Origin of the sequence: Agrobacterium sp. BT-220-3 (assembly GCF_025910175.1) — a bacterium.
Classification (GTDB): domain Bacteria; phylum Pseudomonadota; class Alphaproteobacteria; order Rhizobiales; family Rhizobiaceae; genus Agrobacterium; species Agrobacterium oryzihabitans.
The window spans coordinates 382,982-399,985 of the sequence record NZ_JAPAIX010000001.1 but is presented as its reverse complement, the minus strand read 5'-3'; the positions used below and the strand labels follow the sequence as shown (position 1 = coordinate 399,985).

The following is a 17,004-nucleotide window of genomic DNA, read 5'->3' as shown; positions in this document are numbered from 1 at the left end:
GTTGCTCTTACGGCTTGATCGAGCCGACGGCCATCTGGTCGATGTCGCGTGCCAGCGTCACGCCGATCACCGGGATCATCTGGTCGGCGACCTTGACCGAAATGGTGATGTTCATCGAATTGTCGCTTGAGACGCGGGCGACCATCGCACCGTTGAGCTTGGCGCGGTTGATGCCGACAACGACCTTGTCGCCGCTGACCTGTCCGGAGGTGATGTCCAGACCCTTGCCGGTGGCGCCATCAAGGAACTTGCCCTCGTAAGAGTTGCCCTTCTGGCTGATGACCGCGGACATGGGCTGGCTGAAAACGCCGACGCGGCAGGTTCCGCCGAGCTTGATGCCGGTCTGCTTGTCGTCGAGCGGTTCGCCCGTCAGGTCGCAGGTGAATTTGGTGCCCTTGTATTTGCCGGCGACGATTTCGCCCGGGCCTTTCCAGCTTCCGGCAACGGAGCGGAAAAATACGTCGTCGCGATCGCGCGATGCGGCATGGACGTCAGACATGCCGAAGCCGGCGCTGACGGACAATATGGCGGCAAGTCCGCCCACAAGCGAAAAGAAGCGCGAATACATGATACTTTCCCCGGCGAAGAAGCCTGTTCGATAGGCTGCAATCTACCGGCGGAATGGTTAATGCTTGGTTTATTTCGACCTAATTTGCGGCTTCATCCGTAACCTTTTGATCCGCATATGCCCTTTGGATCAGGCTTTTCCACCGGTTTTTCCGCCACCCAGATCGGGCGTCAGGTCGGACATGAAGTCGCCTATTCCGGGTCGCTTCACCGCCCTGAACGGCAGCGGACGGCAAAGATCCATCGCTGCTATGCCGATTCGCGCCGTCATCAGGCCATTGATGACGCCTTCGCCCAGACGGGCGGAGAGTTTAGAGGCAAGACCATGGCCGAGAACCTGCTGCGCAAGCCCGTCACCCACGGCGATTGAACCCGTAACGGCGAGATGGGCGACCACGTCCCGTAACAGCCGCAGCATGCCGAGCGTACCAGGACGGCCGCCGTATAGTTCCGCCATGGCGCGCACCAGCCTTGTTACTTCGAACAGCACATAGGCGAGATCGACCACCGCGCGCGGGCTGACCGCGGTGACGACGGAGACGCGTTTGGAGGAGTTGAGGATCAGCGCGCGCGCCTGCCGGTCGAGCGGCACCAGCAATTCGCGTTCGGCAAGATCGATCAGATGCGGACCGTCAATCACATCGTTTTCGGTATCCTTCAGCGCAGCGCGCCCCTTTGCGGTCTCGGCACGGTGTGACAGGACCGCATTGAGGCGGGTGATGATGGCGCGCGCGGGCTTGGGGCTCTTGTCCAGGCTCGCCGTCTCGGCATCCGCCTTCAGGGATTGCACGGCGTTCAGCCGCATGATGCCGAAGACCTCCCGTCCGACGAGAACGAGGACCGCAAAAAGCGCGACGAGGAGGGCGATGCTTGCCGTGTAACCCAGCCAGTCGGAGCGGGAGAAAAGATTGCGGATAAGCTGATCCGCCCAAAGGCCGAAGGCGAGCGAAAACAGAACGCCGATTGCCCCGAGAGCAAGCTTGCCGAAGGAAAAGCGGCTCTTTTTCGGCGTCGCAATCGGCAGGGCTGCGGCATCGATCTCCTCCGGTGCCAGAAAGGGGTCATCCTCGTCTGGCGTCAGTGAAATCTCGGTGTCGAAGCTGCGTGGCGCACGTTTCTGCGCAACGGACGGGCGTGCCGTCTCTTCCGTTTCGAGCGTGAAAGCCGCCGGGCGGCGTGCCTGCGGATCGTTTGGTGTGGGAGCCTTCATGCGAGCTTGTCTCCAAACAGGAACTGCATGGCGCGGTCGAGCCTTATATGGGGAACGGAAAGCCTGATGCCACCGCTGCCCGGCTCGTCAATATTGGGCGGGCGGAAACGCACGACATTGACGTCGGGAAGCGTCGCCTTGTCGCCATCCCTGTCGATGCTGCGAAAAAGCGGCTCGGGATCCTCCGGCAGGTCGCCGGGAAAGATCGCAGTCTTGCGGTTGCCGTCGAAGGTCTCGCCATTAATTGTCTCACCGGCCATTGGCGTGCCAACGATGACCGGAAGGTCGTGACCATCCTGCCGCACGGTCGCTTCCCGCGTGGCGCGCACGGAAGCCAGCGCCATGACCTCGATGCCGGCGCCGTTCATGCCGATTGTAGTGATGGCGCGGTCCACCAGCCGGCGGGTCAACCGCTCCAGCCGGTCATGGCTCTCGTGATGCAGATGGTCGGCCTTGGTGGCGGCAATCAGTACCTTGTCGATGCGCCTGCCAAGCAGTGAAGACAGCAGGCTGTTGGTGCCGGGGCGGAAACAGGCGAGAACATCCCCCAGCGCCCGTTCCAGATCCTGCACCGCCTCGGGACCGCGATTGACCGCCTGGAGCGTGTCGATCAGCACGATCTGCCGGTCGAGACGGGCGAAATGCTCACGGAAGAAGGGTTTGACGACGATAGACTTATAGGCGTCGTAGCGCCGCTCCATCATGGCGCGCAGCGATCCTTTGGGCGCTTTCTCATCCGTAAGGCCGGGCAGGGGTGCGAAAGTCAGCGCCGGCGATCCTTCCAGATCCCCCGGCATCAAAAGACGCCCCGGCGGCAGAGTGGAGAGAGATCTTTCGTCGGATTTGCAGGCTTTCAGATAGGCTGCGAAACTTTCAGCCAGACGTCGCGCCGTCATCTCGTCGGCAGGGGCGTTGATATCGAGAGACGAAGCGATCGCCAGCCATTCCTGCGCCAGCTCGGAACGGATGCCGGTCCCGGCGAGCGCGACGGTCGCGTCGCTGAAGCCCTTGTAATCCTGCGACAGGAGCGGCAGGTCGAGCAGCCATTCGCCGGGATAGTCGACGATATCGATGGAAAGCTTGCCGGCGGAAAACCAACGGCCCCACCCGCTGGCGCTCTGGTAATCCAGCGTGATGCGCAGTTCGGATATTGCCCGCGTCGAATCTGGCCAGAGTCGGTCGCGCACCAGCGCCTGAATATGATCCTCATATTGAAAACGGGGAATGGCATCGTCCGGCTGCGGCTCCAGCCGCACATTCGAGACGCGCCCCGACCGCATGGCTTCAAACAGCGGCAGGCGGCCGCCGTTCAGAAGATTATGGACGAGGGAGGAAATGAAAACCGTCTTGCCCGCCCGCGAAAGGCCGGTAACGCCAAGCCGCAATGTTGGATTGGTGAGGGTGCTCGCACGATCGGCCAGATTGTCGAACGCGATGAGCGCACTGTCCGTCAGGGACGTAAGAGAAGGCGGCAATGGCAGTTTCCCTGCTGTGTTTCACGGTCACGGCTGCAATATAGGATGGCGCGGCTGCCCAAAAAAGAAGCGAGCCGGCGGATTTTCCACGACATAACTTTAGCCCGGCAATTGTTCGCGGTAGCCGCTACTTGCCCGGCGAGAGGAAATCGACGAGCCGCCAGCGATTCTTGCCATTGCCGGCGCTATCGTCATGATCGAGCACGGCAAGCCCCGATGTGGGAAAACCGGAAGGCAGGGCGGCGTGCAGCAGATCCTCGCCGATCATCGCCTCAAGCGTTGCCTCCATGGTGGGATTGTGCCCGACCAGCATCACGGACTGCACATCCGTTTGCGCGGCGATGAGGGAGAGATAGGTTTCGCTGCGCGCATTGTACATCTCATCGATATAGGCGATGTCGATGCCCTCGTTGAAGGCCCGCTGCCAGGCTTGCGTGGTCTGCCGGCAGCGAGCGGCCGTGGAGGACAGGAGCACGTCCGGACGGTAGTGCCGGTCGGCGGAAAGGTCGGCGATAATCTCCGCCTCGGCGAAACCCGCCTCGTTCAATCCTCGGTCGAAATCACGCTCTCCCGGTGCCGCCCAGGCGGCTTTGGCGTGGCGCAGAAGATAAACTCGCTTCAGGGGAGAATCTGTCAAGGGCGGGGACCGGCGTTCGAAACTCTGGAGGCACGGTCCGAATGTTACAGGATAGGCTCACGGGACCGCAAGTCCTCTTTCCTGTTAGCAAGTCGCGTCTAAGTGATCGAAGAAGAGATCGCTTCCACGCCAATAAAGGATAAAAATTAGTCATTTAGATGATTTTTATGTCAGTTTTAAAAATGCCTGAAAACTGATCTGTAGACTTGAACCGGCCTATATCATTGGAGTATACACCGCCGCATTGAGATGTTCTTCGAGGAGAATCGCGTTGAGTGAGAAGATCGATCTTAGCAAATATGTACTCTCGGAAGACGACGAGTTCATGAATGCCAGCCAGCGTGCCTACTTCCGCGCGAAGCTGGTCGCCTGGAAAAACGACATCCTTAGAGAAGCGCGCGAGACCCTCGGACATCTCGCTGAAGAAAGCGCCAACCACCCCGATCTCGCCGACCGGGCTTCTTCAGAAACAGACAGGGCTATCGAACTTCGCGCCCGGGACCGCCAGCGCAAGCTGATCTCAAAGATCGACGCGGCCCTTCAGCGGATCGAAGACGGCACCTACGGTTACTGTGAGGAAACGGGTGAGCCTATCGGCCTCAAGCGTCTTGACGCCCGCCCGATAGCGACCCTTTCCATCGAGGCACAGGAACGTCACGAGCGTCGCGAAAAAGTCTATCGCGACGAATAGGACGGAGCGTTGTCCGGTCGCCACGGTGAACCGGTCAGCCAATGGGATGCGAATGAGTAAGGGCACGGAATTGCTTCCGTGCCCTTTTTTCTGCGTTGAAATCACATCTGCCGAGAGTGTCAGCGGTCGCGAGTGACTGAAAGCTCGCCAAAGATACGCGCCATTTCCTTCTGCATGTCACCATCCGGAGTGGTGCCGGTAACCGGCGGCGAGACGGGCTGGGTCTTCGGCTGCTGTTCCGGGGCGACTGCAATTTCCGGTTCTTTCTCCGCATCCTTGCTCTTGGCGATCTCCGCCTCGAGAAAGCTTTCGAAATCGCTGGCAAGGTCATCGGAAAATTTGGGCTCGGCGTCAGAGGCGGTGACGGCTGGGTTTTCAGGCTTGGGCGGGAAGGGCGCCGGTGGCGTATTCTCTCCCGGTTTCAGCCCGGGAAGAACGCGCTCTCGCGCAGCGTCGAGAAAATCAGCGGCGGTCGATTGGTCGATAGCAGGTTCCCGAGCGGCAAAAACCGGCGGCGCAAGCACCGTCGGACGCTCCTCTGGCGCCTTCGCCTGCGCGACAACAGGCGGTGCAACCGGGGCCGGGGCAGGCACGAAAGGCTCAGCTTTTCGCTGTTCGGTTCGTTCTGCGGCCATATCCAGCGAGGCGGCGGCAATTGGCAAAACGGCGGCTGCCGGTGCGGCCACGGAGACCGGCGGCGGCACGGGGCGGGCGATCTCCCTCTCGGGCACGGCCTGCCTTACCGGCGGCGCAGGCTCACGTGCAACTGAAGGTGTTGCGGGAACCGGTTGCGGCGGGGCCAAGGGGCGCGGCGGCGGGGGCGTGGGCGATGCCGCGGCAGGCGCGGGGCGAGGCGCCGGGGCAGGCTGTTCAGGCCGTTGCGCCTGCCTTATGGGTTCTTCCGTTACGGAAGCGGGTGCAACAGCCGACACAGGCTGCTGTTGAGGCAAGGCGGGGCGGCGTTCCTGCGGGATCGACGGCTCGGCTCTTTTCTGTTCGTTTTCCTGGCGTGGCAGCGCCTTTAATTCCGGCTCCTGAACATCCCTGACGATCGGGATTGCGCCGATACCGCTTTCGATGACGATGTCAGTCGGGCCGCCGATCATCACCAGATGTTCGACATTGTCGCGACGCACCAGCACGAGACGGCGGCGCGCATCCACAGCCGTCGCATCGAGAACCTGCAGGCGCGGCTGCCGATTGCGTCCACCGCGGATAAAGGGGGCCGAGCCGCTGCGCCTGCGCAAAAGCCACAGGGCGATCGCCAGAACAAGCAGCGCCACACCCACACCGACAACAGCGACGATGAGATTGTTTCCATAGGTGCCGATAAAATCATCCATCATGGAGATCATCCCTTCAGATTTTTTCGAGCAATTAATATTGCCGTGGTTCTTATAGTGTGAACGTTAAGCAGGAAAAGACGATTTTTTTGGGCGCGATACAAGGTTTATTCATCTCGCCCCACAGGATCGCCGCATCATCCAGACAGACGCCACCAAAGTGCCATATGTTGTCCTTCAATGCTGAGGGACAATGAAGGTTGCAATTCTTCAGCCGGAGGAGCCATCAAAAATGTCCGGGAAGCTACCCATCACTACGCTTCTTGTACGAGGTTTCATTTTTGTTGTTTTCGCCTGGCTGCCGGTCTTTGCATTCCCACATCTGGCTGCAATGGCAGATGACAACGCGTCAGAAAACGCTGCAAGCATGACGGAGTTCGTAGGAGACAATCCATCCTGCATCGATTTCACGGACGGGTGCTCGGTTTGCACGGTCGCGGAGGGCAATATTGTCTGCTCCGCACCGCGCATTCAATGTCAGGTGAAGCCACTGACGTGCACTCGGCAATAGGCGTTGAGACTTTTACGTCTTTTGAGCCGTTTCTCTGTGCGTTTTTAAGCCTTTGTGTCCCAGCGGAGCTTTTTGATGGCCAAGCGAGTTGCTACAAGAAATTCTGCTGCCCGATTCCGTCTGGGAAACGTGGCTGACCGAATGACGACCTGCAGGACTGCGAGGCCAAGATGACACGGGTGCGCGAGACAAGCGACAACGACCTTCCGCTGGTGGACAGGCGTGCCCGTTCCGGCACGGTTTTGCGCATCCTGCTTCTGGCGCTGGTGCTGATCGCAGCGGCGGCCGCTTTCGTCTATTTCAAGGATTCGCTCGAAAACGAAATCGTGCTCGGCATTCTCGGCGTGCTGGCGATGATGGGCATCTTCTTTCTGGTGTCGTCGATCATCGGTTTCATCGAGGTCATGCCGCAGTCGCAATCGGACGGGCTTGCCCGCCGTTTCCTGTCGGCCCACCCGGAAGGCACGCTGATTACCGATGCCAAGGGGCATATGGTCTATGCCAACGCCACCTATTGCCGCATGAGCGGCACCACCAAGGCGAGCGATATCCAGAGCCTCGAGACGCTCCTGTCACGCAGCCGGGAATCCACCGAAGCGCTTTATCGCCTCATCAATGTTCTGCGTGAAGGCCGCGACGGTTACGAGGAATTCCGGCTGCTGAAACCGCTTGGAGATGTCGCAGGTGCGGGACCGCACTGGTACCGGCTCAAAGGCCGCGTGCTGAAGGATGCGAGCGGCGAGGGCCTGCATGTTTTCCAGATCGCCGATATCACCCCCGAGCGGGAAGATCAGGAGCGATTTTTCCGCGAATTGCAGAACGCCATCGACTATCTCGACCATGCGCCGGCCGGTTTCTTCTCCGCCGGCCGCAAGGGCGAAATCGTCTATCTGAACGCCACCCTGTCCGAATGGCTCGGCATCGATCTCGCGCAGTTTTCTCCCGGCTCGATGACGGTGTCGGATATTGTCGCCGGTGAAGGCATGGCGTTGATCGAATCGGTCCATCCTCAGGGCTCGGCAAAGCGCACGGAAATACTTGATCTCGACATGCGCCGGGTCAACGGCCAGAGCATGCCGGCCCGCCTCGTGCATCAGGTTACTGCAAAGGACGGTGCGCCGGGCGAGAGCCGGACCATCGTCCTGATGCGTCCGAAGGGGCAGGAGGATACCGAATCGTCCTCGGCCATGCGCTTCACGCGTTTCTTTAACAACACACCGATGGCGATTGCCTCGCTCGACGGCGAAGGCCGCATTCTGCGCATCAACGCGCCCTTCCTCAAGCTGTTCTCCGGCGTCGTCGGACGTGACGATATTGATCGCGGCATAGCACTCGAAACCATCATTCACGACAATGAGAAGCCGCGTCTGGAGCAGGCGCTGGCCGAAGCCAAGGACCGTCAGGGCGACATCGCCCCGTTCGATTCCCGCCATCCGAGCGACGAGGGCCGGCATTTCCGTTTCTATGTCAACGCCGTCATCGATCAGGATGACGAGGCGCCGGAAGAAGTGGCGATCGTTTATGCCATAGAGGTGACCGAGCAGAAGGCGCTCGAAACCCAGATGGCGCAGACGCAGAAGATGAATGCCGTCGGCACGCTGGCGGGCGGTATCGCCCACGACTTCAACAACGTGCTGACCGCCATCCTGCTCTCGTCCGACCATCTGCTTCTGCAGGCGCGGCCGGCCGATCCAAGCTTTGCCGACCTCATGGAGATCAAGCGCAACGCCAACCGCGCCGCGGTGCTGGTGCGACAGCTTCTCGCCTTCTCGCGCAAGCAGACCATGCGTCCGGCAATCCTCAATCTGACCGATGTGATCGGTGATCTGCGGATGCTGGTAGACCGGCTGATCTCCGGCACCAACGTCAAGCTGGAAGTGGATTATGGCCGCGATCTCTGGCCGGTGAAGACCGACCTGTCGCAATTCGAGCAGGTGCTCATCAATCTTTGCGTCAATGCGCGCGACGCCATGCCGGAAGGCGGCAAGATCACCGTCCGGACGCGAAACGTCGAGGCGAAGGAAATTGCCGCGCTTGGCCGACCCGAATTCCCGGCGGAAGACATGGTCATGATCGAAGTCGCCGATAACGGCACCGGCATTCCGCCTGAGATCATGGACAAGATCTTCGAGCCCTTCTTCACGACGAAGGAAGTCGGCAAGGGCACCGGTCTGGGTCTGTCGATGGTCTATGGCATCGTCAAGCAGTCGGGTGGCTATATCTACCCCGAATCGGAAGTGGGCAAAGGCACCGCATTCCGCATCTACCTGCCGCGCCATGTGGTGGAAGTGGTTGCCGGCCAGCAAACCGGTCAGGCGGCGCTCACGCCAGTGGCAGCCCCTGAGCCTGTGAAGGAAGAGCCGCTCGATCTGACCGGCAATTCCGCCGTCGTCCTTCTGGTGGAAGACGAGGAGGCGGTGCGGCGCGGCGGCAAGCGCATGCTTGAGACTCGCGGTTACACCGTGCACGAGGCGGGATCCGGCACCGAGGCGCTGGAGGTGATGGAAGAGCTGGAAGGCAAGGTCGACATCGTCGTATCTGATGTGGTGATGCCGGAAATGGATGGTCCCTCGCTCCTGAGGGAGCTGCGCAAATCCTATCCCGACCTGAAATTCATCTTCGTTTCGGGTTATGCCGAGGACGCCTTTGCAAAGAACCTGCCGGCGGACGCCAAGTTCGGCTTCCTGCCGAAGCCCTTCTCTCTGAAGCAGCTGGCGATCGCCGTTCGCGAAATGCTCGACGAAAAGGAATGACGGCAGCCTGCAGGGCGATGCGGCATGGGCTCGCCGTCGCTGCCGGTTGCCGCACGCCTTTTCGTCAGGTCTGAAAAACGCGCCGATACGCCTGTTTCGCATCCGCGCTACCCATACCTGCCGCTACATCGCACTTTTCCAGCGGTTTGCCTCTTCGCAAACGCAATAGTGATTGCACCGTTTCGCAAGGGGCTTAAAATCGCATCTTAACGACCTAGATATGAAGAGGCGAAGTTCTCCCTCCTGGCAAAGAACTGTCGGTTTGAGAACGGTTTGGAGAATGATGAAAGATGATCGCTAGGCCGATCTACATGCAGGGCGAGGGCGAAGGGGAAGATGGCGGTACGAACCGCGGAACTTCCGTTATTACCCGCGTCAAGCCGAAGACGAAAAGACCGAATTTGTACCGTGTTCTTTTACTGAATGACGACTACACTCCCATGGAGTTCGTCATCCATATTCTGGAGCGTTTTTTCCAGAAGGATCGCGAAGCGGCGACCCGCATCATGCTGCACGTGCACCAGCACGGCGTAGGAGAATGCGGGGTGTTTACATATGAGGTCGCAGAGACGAAAGTAAGCCAGGTCATGGATTTCGCCCGACAGCACCAGCATCCGCTGCAATGCGTCATGGAAAAGAAATGAGGATCGCAACGTGCCAACTTTTTCCCCAAGTCTCGAGAAGGCGCTGCACCAGGCACTGACCTTTGCAAATGAGCGTCATCACGAATATGCGACGCTTGAACATCTCCTTCTGGCGCTGATCGACGACGCGGATGCCGCCGCCGTGATGGGCGCCTGCAACGTCGATCTCGATGCGCTGCGCAAGACCGTCAGCGATTACGTCGACAATGAACTGACCAACCTCGTCACCGGTTACGACGAGGATTCCAAGCCCACATCCGGCTTCCAGCGGGTTATTCAGCGGGCTGTCATTCATGTACAATCGTCCGGCCGCGAGGAAGTGACTGGCGCAAACGTGCTTGTGGCCATTTTCGCCGAGCGCGAAAGCCATGCCGCCTATTTCCTGCAGGAGCAGGAGATGACCCGTTACGATGCGGTCAACTACATCTCCCATGGTATCGGCAAGCGTCCGGGCACGTCGCAGACGCGCACGCCGCGCGGCGCCGATGAGCCCGAAAGCGAAAGCAAGGCGAGCCGTAGCAACCCCGAGGAAGAGGGATCTTCCGCCAAGAAGCAGCAGGATGCGCTGAAGGCCTATTGCGTCAACCTCAACGACAAGGCGAGGAACGGCAAGATCGACCCGCTGATCGGCCGCCATGAAGAGGTCAACCGCACCATCCAGATCCTCTGCCGTCGCTCCAAGAACAACCCGCTTTATGTGGGTGATCCCGGCGTGGGCAAGACCGCCATCGCCGAAGGCCTCGCCAAGCGGATCGTCGAAGGCAAGGTGCCGGAGGCTCTCGCCAACGACACGATCTTCTCGCTCGATATGGGCACGCTGCTGGCCGGAACCCGTTATCGCGGTGATTTCGAGGAGCGTCTGAAGCAGGTCGTCAAGGAACTCGAGGAGTTTCCGGGCGCGGTTCTGTTCATCGACGAAATCCACACCGTCATCGGTGCGGGTGCCACCTCCGGCGGCGCGATGGATGCATCGAACCTGCTGAAGCCGGCCCTGTCTTCGGGCGCGATCCGCTGCATCGGTTCGACCACCTACAAGGAGTACCGCCAGTTCTTCGAAAAGGACCGCGCACTCGTGCGTCGTTTCCAGAAGATCGACGTCAACGAGCCTTCCATCGATGATGCGATCGCGATTATGAAGGGGCTGAAGCCTTACTTTGAGGATTATCATCACCTCAGATATTCCAATGAGGCGATCAAGGCTGCCGTCGAACTGTCGGCCCGCTACATTTCCGACCGCAAGCTGCCGGACAAGGCGATCGATGTGATCGACGAGACCGGTGCGGCGCAGATGCTGCTGCCGGCTTCCAAGCGCCGCAAGCTGATCACGGAGCGGGAAATCGAGGCAACCATCGCGACGATGGCCCGTATTCCCCCGAAGACGGTTTCCAAGGATGACGAGATGGTTCTCGCCAACCTCGAAAAGGAACTGCGCTCGGTCGTTTACGGTCAGGACATCGCCATCGAGGCGCTTGCCACCGCCATCAAGCTGGCACGCGCCGGCCTGCGCGAACCCAACAAGCCGATCGGCTCCTATGTCTTCTCCGGCCCGACGGGCGTGGGCAAGACGGAAGTGGCCAAGCAGCTTGCCGCCTCGCTCGGTGTCGAGATGCTGCGTTTCGACATGTCGGAATATATGGAACGCCATACCGTGTCGCGTCTGCTCGGCGCACCTCCCGGTTATGTCGGCTTCGATCAGGGCGGTCTGCTGACCGACGGCGTCGACCAGCATCCGCATTCCGTGGTGCTGCTGGACGAGATCGAGAAGGCGCATCCGGATATCTACAACATCCTGTTGCAGGTGATGGACCACGGCTCGCTGACCGACCATAACGGCAAGAAGATCGACTTCCGCAACGTCATCCTCATCATGACGACCAATGCGGGTGCTTCCGAGATGGCGAAATCCGCCATCGGTTTCGGTTCTTCGCGCCGCACGGGTGAGGATGAAGAGGCGATCAATCGTCTGTTCACGCCGGAATTCCGCAACCGTCTGGATGCGATCATTCCGTTCTCGCCGCTGCCGACCGCCGTCATCCACAAGGTGGTGCAGAAGTTCGTCATGCAGCTGGAGACGCAGCTCTCCGAGCGGAATGTCACCTTCGATCTGCATGAGGACGCGGTTTCCTGGCTGGCGGAAAAGGGTTACGACGAAAAGATGGGCGCTCGCCCGCTGTCTCGCGTCATCCAGGAAAACATCAAGAAGCCGCTCGCCAACGAAATCCTCTTCGGCAAGCTCAAGAAGGGCGGTGTCGTCAGCGTCACCGTCGGCAAGAAGGACGATGGCTCCGACGGCCTCATACTCGACGTTCTGCCCGAGACTGCGCCCGTGAAGCCGAAGCCGGAGGCGGAGCTCAAGGCCGCAAAGTCGCCGGGCAAGGCTTCGAAGGGCAAGGCGAAACCTGCCTCGAAGGCTGCCAAGGCCAATGAGGAGGCGGATGTTCTGGTTGCCGAGGCGGACAAGGCTGACGAAGAGAACAAGCCGCGCCGCAAGGCCAATACGGTGCCGAAAGTGCCGAAGAAGAAATGATCGCGGTCTTTCGATCGATAAACCGATGCCGGGCGAAAGCCCGGCATTTTCATGTATAGTGGATCAGCAATGCAGACTGCCGACAGCGATGCCATCCCCCTGCGTGGCTGGTTTTTCAGGGGAATGCGGGGCATATTTTCGTTACCCTCGCTCATTCTCATGACATCCTTTGTCGGTTTCAGCGCCTTCGCGCTGGAATCGGGCGTGGCACGCGGCGAAGCGGTGTTCATGACGCTGACGATCTGGGCCCTGCCGGCCAAGATGATCCTGATCGGCTCCATGGTCGGCGGCGCCAATCTCGCCGCCTGTTTTCTGGCCGTGACGCTGTCATCGGTGCGGATGATGCCGATGGTCGCCTCCATCGTTCCGGAAATGCGCGGCGCGAAGACGCCGACATGGATATTGCTGTTTCTTTCCCATTTCGTTGCGATCACGGCCTGGGTCTTCGCCACGCAGAATCTCTCGAAAGTGCCGCGTGAGGCGCGAGCTGCCTGGTTTGCCGGTTTCGGCATTACGCTTACCGTCGTCAACGCCGTCATCGTCGGTCTTTGTTACGGCGTCGTTGCTGCCTTTCCGCCGCTGGTCGCAGGCGTCCTGTTCTTCCTCACGCCCGTTTATTTCGTGGCGTCGATCTGGGCGTCAGCCCGCCATTCCGTCGTCAAGGTCGCCTTTGTCATCGGTGTGATCGCAGGCCCGGTCTTTGCGGTGATCGCACCTGAATTCGACATTCTCTATGCCGGCATCGGCGGCGGGACCGCGGCCTATCTGATAGATCGATTTGTCTTCCGACGCAGGATCAAACCCGTCTCACCGGAGAGCGAGCCATGATGACCGAAAACTGGTGGGCGCCCTATCTCTTCATCGCGATTGCCGGCTGGCTGGCGACCGATCTCTGGCGCTGGCTCGGCGTTCTCGCCGGCAACCGGCTGAAGGAAGATTCCGAGGCGCTTCACTGGGTGAGGGCGGTCGCCACCGCACTCGTCATGGCCGTTACCGCAAAGCTGATCGTATTCCCGACGGGATCGCTCGAAGCGTCACCGCTATGGCTGCGCATCGGAGCGGCGACGCTCGGTTTCATCGCATTCCTGTTGGCCGGCCAGCGCGTCATCGTCGGCGTGGCCGTGCCGATCCTGCTTCTGGCCGGCGGATTATTCGCGCTTGGTTTTTAATACTCCCCTTATCCGAATATTAAGCCCGTTGCCGTAATGTGCCGCTGACTAAACAGGGGCCAATTCCATGCGGCTATTTGCGGCAGAACGTTTTGTACTTGGCGTGGTCGCCACATTATTCCTCGTGGATGCGGCACTGATCGCTGTCAAAGGCATCAGGGTAGACTATGTCGGGTATTTTATATGCAGCCTGGCGGGAGCGGGCGTTTTCCTCCTCGGTCAATTCTATCGCAAGAGCGGACGTGATCTTCGCATCGCTGCCGCCCTCATTTCAGGCGGACTGTTCATCCTGTTTACGCTTGTCGCGTCCGTTTTTAACTACATGTTTCTGCCTGTCGCTTTTCCGACGATTGATCATGTGCTTTTCCGCGTGGATGCGGCCTTCGGTTACAGCTGGGCGGGTATCGTCCTGTGGGCGGCGACACACCCATGGGTCGGAACAATCCTGTTCATGGTCTATGCGACATCGCTTCCGCAGCTTCTGGTGGTCGTGATCACGCTCGGTTTTACCGGCAAGGAGCGGATGCTGCACCATTTCCTCGTCACGGGAGTGCTGGGCGCATGTGCAAGCATCGTTTTCTGGATATTCTTCCCGACATTCGGCCCTTCTGCCTATGTGCAGGTACCGCAATGGGTATCTCAGACTATCCCTCTGGCCGTCGGGAATACCTACGGGCAGGAGTTGGTCCGTCTTACAACTGAGGGCGTGGTCTATTTGTCGCCCAAAGACGTGCTGGGGCTGATCGGATTTCCGTCATTTCACATCTTCATGGCAGCAATGTCCGTCTGGTTCGTGCCGCGCCACTGGGTGGTGATGGCGGTGATCCTGCCGATCAACCTCTTGATGCCGCTGGCCGTTCTCGTCCAGGGCGGACATCATCTTTCGGATGTTTTCGGCGGTCTCGTCGCTTTTGTCATCGTCTGTGCCGGTTCGGCCCGCCTGCTCAACTGGCTTTCGTCAAGGGAACGGGCAGGGGATGCGGCAAGCTCTCCTGCTCGGATCGTCGCAGCGGAATAATCGCCACGAGTTTCGCCCGCGCGGGCTTCCGCAATAAGCCAGTCCGACAGGATGCGGGCCGAAGCTGTCATTTCTTCCGCCTCGATCAGCCAGTAATATTTGTCCGAATCGGCTGCCCGATCGAAAAGCACCGTCAATTGACCTTCGGCGATTTCGTCGTGAAGAAGTGCGGTCGGGCAAAGGCCGATACCCTGTCCATCCTTAAGCGCCGTCACCAGAAGATTGAAATCCGCAAAGATGGGGCCAGCACGCTTTGGCAGGGATAGGCCCTCAATTGCCAGCCACCCCCGCCACGCCATCTCGCTATCGTCATGCAGCAATTCTGCCCGCAGCAGGCTCGAGACGTCATCGAAGGGCCCGGATGTCGCGATGTAGGCAGGCGCGCATGTCGGATGTGTCTCGGCGCTGAAGAGCGCCACGGCTTTCTGCGCAGGGGCTGGGCCGTGTACGATCGTGAGATCGGCTTGCGTTGCGTTATCCCTGCCGGAATAGCTGATCGAAACCTGTATGTCGGGATGCAGTGCCCGGAAGCGGGGAAGGCGCGGTGTCAGAAAATGCGCCACCACCGAAGGCAGGCTTGCGAGATGGACGGTCATGCGGTCGCGGCCCTGGCTGATCCGCTGCGCGCCGGCGGCGATCTGCCGCAAACTATCCGAGACGGTAATGCCGAATTCCCGGCCCGCCGGGGTGAGCCTGACGCCTCTTGCATGGCGCTCAAAAAGGGGCACACCCAGCCACGCCTCCAGATTGCGCACATGCTGGCTGACGGCAGTCGCCGTCATGCCGAGTTCGACCGCGGCCAAAGAAAAGCTTGTTCTTCTGGCGGCGGCTTCAAAAGCGCGGAGGGTGGCGAGTGGTGGCAGTTTCATGATCCGCAAGGGTAAGTAAGACTTGGTCTGAGCGCAAGAAAAACCCATCTTGTCAGTTGGGCGTTCATGCCGCAATTTCGCGCCGACATCTACATCGCTCCGAGGATTTCATGACCCCTATGCCTGCCGCCGAGCCCTTTGACGCCGCCGCGCGCCGCGCTGTCCGTCCCGTCGTCGTTTATCCGAACGGCACGCTTGAGACACCCGACCTTGCGCTTCTGGAGAAGGCAAAGGGACCTATGGAGAAGATCGGCGAGGTCATCGTGCCGCCGCGTGACGGCCGCAGCTTCAACGTGCCGAAGGGGCATTTCTTCCGCATCGTCAGCATCGATGGGCCGCAGGTGGGGGATCTGAACCTCTGGAACGCCCATGATCTGACGGAACGCTTTTTCAGCGGCAAGACCCGCGCCCTGCATGCCACCCATGTCTGCGTCGGCAACCGGCTGTGGAGCAACCTGCCGTCCTTGCGGCCAATCGCGACCATCACCCATGATACGCTCTCATGGTATGGCTGGGACGAGGATGGTGGCGGCGTGCATGACGTGATCGGCACCCGTTGTGATCCCTATACCAACAGGCTTCTGAGCGGTGGCGATTACCACCATTGCTGCCATTCGAACCTCACCAATGCGCTGGCCTCGGCCAAGGGCCTGTCATTCGGCGAGGCGGAACCGCATGTGCATGATGTGCTGAATGTCTTCATGTGCACGGGTTTCACCCGCGACACGCATCAATATTTCATGAAGGCCAGCCCGGTGCGGCCGGGCGACTATCTGGAACTCTTCGCGGAAATCGATCTCATCGGCGCACTTTCCGCTTGCCCAGGCGGCGATTGCGGTTCCAGCCATTCCAGCGATGCGGTCCCGTGCTATCCCCTGAAGGTGGAGATATTCCGGCCGGATATGGCGGTGCTTGAAGGTTGGCCATGGCCGGAAAGGAACGCCTATCGTCCTGTGGACTGATGGTAGGTACCGCCGTCGTCATGCCGGACTAGATCCGGCATCCAGCCACGGCGCATCTGCGCCGTGAAGGGAGTCTTTTGCGCTCAATGACTTGATCTTGCTTGACCCCGGATCTGGTCCGGGGTGACGGTGTGCGGATGCCGCTGTTCTGCCAAACGCGCAGGCGTCTCGGCACCCGTCACGAAGCAAGCGCCGCCTTTATCTTCTCCGCATGGGCCTTCAGCACCTCACCATCGGCCATCGCGCCGGAATGAGGCCTCAGCGGCTCGCCTTCCTTGCGCGGAATGACGTGGAAATGCAGGTGGAACACGGTCTGGCCGGCCGCCGGTTCGTTGAACTGGGCGATGAAGACGCCATCTGCATCGAAGGCTTCCTTGGCCGCCACGGCCAGTTTCTGCACCACGGGGATGGTTCTCGCCAGCACTTCCGGGTCGGCATCGAGCAGGTTGCGGGAGCCGGTCTTGGGAACGACGAGCAGGTGGCCGGGGGCCTGTGGCATCACATCCATGAAGGCCAGCGTATGTTCGTCCTCGTAAAGCTTGTGGCTCGGAATTTCGCCGCGCAGGATTTTCGCGAAGATATTGTTGTCGTCATAAGCGCTGGCCGTCATCGGTGATCTCCTCATCGC

14 protein-coding genes and 1 pseudogene are annotated in these 17,004 nt (G+C 60.1%); 8 read left to right on the top strand and 7 right to left on the bottom strand.

Annotated features, from left to right (window positions below; translation table 11 throughout):
• Positions 1 to 7: 7 nt before the first annotated feature.
• The 4 genes from OK142_RS02160 to OK142_RS02145 all read right to left on the bottom strand — a co-directional run bounded on the left by OK142_RS02160 (position 8) and on the right by OK142_RS02145 (position 3,856).
• The gene (locus OK142_RS02160; protein WP_003496282.1) at positions 8 to 568 is read right to left on the bottom strand and encodes a hypothetical protein; all 561 of its coding nucleotides are present in this window, start codon (positions 566 to 568) and stop codon (positions 8 to 10) included.
• A 129-nt stretch (positions 569 to 697) separates the two neighbouring features.
• Positions 698 to 1,777: a TIGR01620 family protein gene (locus tag OK142_RS02155; protein ID WP_498680861.1), complete on the bottom strand. Its 1,080-nt coding sequence runs from the start codon at positions 1,775 to 1,777 to the stop codon at positions 698 to 700.
• Entirely contained in the window at positions 1,774 to 3,252 is a 1,479-nt protein-coding gene (locus OK142_RS02150) for a YcjX family GTP-binding protein (RefSeq protein WP_498680860.1), read from the bottom strand. The genes OK142_RS02155 and OK142_RS02150 overlap by 4 nt, the downstream gene beginning before the upstream one ends.
• A 127-nt stretch (positions 3,253 to 3,379) precedes the next feature.
• Positions 3,380 to 3,856, bottom strand: a complete 477-nt coding sequence (locus OK142_RS02145) for a SixA phosphatase family protein (protein WP_051032443.1) — start codon at positions 3,854 to 3,856, stop codon at positions 3,380 to 3,382.
• A gap of 304 nt (positions 3,857 to 4,160) precedes the next feature.
• Between OK142_RS02145 and dksA the strand changes: the two genes are divergently transcribed.
• Positions 4,161 to 4,580, top strand: coding sequence for an RNA polymerase-binding protein DksA (dksA, locus tag OK142_RS02140; protein ID WP_003496274.1), 420 nt, complete (start codon positions 4,161 to 4,163; stop codon positions 4,578 to 4,580).
• A gap of 119 nt (positions 4,581 to 4,699) precedes the next feature.
• Here dksA and OK142_RS02135 read toward each other — a convergent pair whose 3' ends face one another.
• Positions 4,700 to 5,935, bottom strand: coding sequence for a flagellar biosynthetic protein FliO (locus OK142_RS02135; RefSeq protein WP_498680859.1), 1,236 nt, complete (start codon positions 5,933 to 5,935; stop codon positions 4,700 to 4,702).
• Between the two features lie 669 nt (positions 5,936 to 6,604).
• Here OK142_RS02135 and cckA point away from each other — a divergent pair.
• The 6 genes from cckA to OK142_RS02105 all read left to right on the top strand — a co-directional run bounded on the left by cckA (position 6,605) and on the right by OK142_RS02105 (position 14,545).
• Positions 6,605 to 9,187, top strand: coding sequence for a cell cycle histidine kinase CckA (gene cckA, locus OK142_RS02130; protein ID WP_003496270.1), 2,583 nt, complete (start codon positions 6,605 to 6,607; stop codon positions 9,185 to 9,187).
• Positions 9,188 to 9,477: 290 nt separating this feature from the next.
• The gene (clpS, locus tag OK142_RS02125) at positions 9,478 to 9,831 is read left to right on the top strand and encodes an ATP-dependent Clp protease adapter ClpS (RefSeq protein ID WP_035242552.1); all 354 of its coding nucleotides are present in this window, start codon (positions 9,478 to 9,480) and stop codon (positions 9,829 to 9,831) included.
• A gap of 10 nt (positions 9,832 to 9,841) precedes the next feature.
• The gene (clpA, locus tag OK142_RS02120; RefSeq protein WP_498680858.1) at positions 9,842 to 12,358 is read left to right on the top strand and encodes an ATP-dependent Clp protease ATP-binding subunit ClpA; all 2,517 of its coding nucleotides are present in this window, start codon (positions 9,842 to 9,844) and stop codon (positions 12,356 to 12,358) included.
• Between the two features lie 69 nt (positions 12,359 to 12,427).
• Positions 12,428 to 13,186, top strand: a complete 759-nt coding sequence (locus OK142_RS02115; RefSeq protein ID WP_003496261.1) for an AzlC family ABC transporter permease — start codon at positions 12,428 to 12,430, stop codon at positions 13,184 to 13,186.
• Positions 13,183 to 13,527: an AzlD domain-containing protein gene (locus tag OK142_RS02110; RefSeq protein ID WP_003496258.1), complete on the top strand. Its 345-nt coding sequence runs from the start codon at positions 13,183 to 13,185 to the stop codon at positions 13,525 to 13,527. Before OK142_RS02115 ends, OK142_RS02110 begins: the two co-directional genes overlap by 4 nt.
• A gap of 67 nt (positions 13,528 to 13,594) precedes the next feature.
• Complete coding sequence (locus tag OK142_RS02105; protein WP_216331260.1) at positions 13,595 to 14,545, top strand: phosphatase PAP2 family protein; 951 nt, start codon at positions 13,595 to 13,597, stop codon at positions 14,543 to 14,545.
• On the opposite strand, the pseudogene OK142_RS02100 reads toward OK142_RS02105, so the two are convergent.
• Positions 14,533 to 15,414: pseudogene (locus tag OK142_RS02100) on the bottom strand (LysR family transcriptional regulator); the annotation flags it as partial. The gene OK142_RS02105 and the pseudogene OK142_RS02100 sit on opposite strands and share 13 nt — an antisense overlap.
• A gap of 110 nt (positions 15,415 to 15,524) precedes the next feature.
• Here OK142_RS02100 and OK142_RS02095 point away from each other — a divergent pair.
• Positions 15,525 to 16,376 (top strand): urea carboxylase-associated family protein, encoded by an 852-nt coding sequence (locus OK142_RS02095; RefSeq protein WP_498680857.1) that lies wholly within the window; start codon positions 15,525 to 15,527, stop codon positions 16,374 to 16,376.
• A 178-nt stretch (positions 16,377 to 16,554) separates the two neighbouring features.
• Here the strand turns inward: OK142_RS02095 and OK142_RS02090 are convergent, their stop codons facing one another.
• Positions 16,555 to 16,986, bottom strand: a complete 432-nt coding sequence (locus OK142_RS02090; RefSeq protein ID WP_498680856.1) for an HIT family protein — start codon at positions 16,984 to 16,986, stop codon at positions 16,555 to 16,557.
• Positions 16,987 to 17,004 lie beyond the last annotated feature (18 nt).

Bases quoted from the DNA above. Each gene is read 5' to 3' on its own strand.
- OK142_RS02110 (WP_003496258.1), top strand. From the start codon at position 13,183: ATGATGACCGAAAACTGGTGGGCGCCCTATCTCTTCATCGCGATTGCC.
- OK142_RS02155 (WP_498680861.1), bottom strand. From the start codon at position 1,777: ATGAAGGCTCCCACACCAAACGATCCGCAGGCACGCCGCCCGGCGGCT.
- OK142_RS02090 (WP_498680856.1), bottom strand. From the start codon at position 16,986: ATGACGGCCAGCGCTTATGACGACAACAATATCTTCGCGAAAATCCTG.
- clpS (WP_035242552.1), top strand. From the start codon at position 9,478: ATGATCGCTAGGCCGATCTACATGCAGGGCGAGGGCGAAGGGGAAGAT.
- OK142_RS02095 (WP_498680857.1), top strand. From the start codon at position 15,525: ATGACCCCTATGCCTGCCGCCGAGCCCTTTGACGCCGCCGCGCGCCGC.
- OK142_RS02105 (WP_216331260.1), top strand. From the start codon at position 13,595: ATGCGGCTATTTGCGGCAGAACGTTTTGTACTTGGCGTGGTCGCCACA.
- cckA (WP_003496270.1), top strand. From the start codon at position 6,605: ATGACACGGGTGCGCGAGACAAGCGACAACGACCTTCCGCTGGTGGAC.
- OK142_RS02160 (WP_003496282.1), bottom strand. From the start codon at position 568: ATGTATTCGCGCTTCTTTTCGCTTGTGGGCGGACTTGCCGCCATATTG.
- OK142_RS02135 (WP_498680859.1), bottom strand. From the start codon at position 5,935: ATGATCTCCATGATGGATGATTTTATCGGCACCTATGGAAACAATCTC.
- OK142_RS02115 (WP_003496261.1), top strand. From the start codon at position 12,428: ATGCAGACTGCCGACAGCGATGCCATCCCCCTGCGTGGCTGGTTTTTC.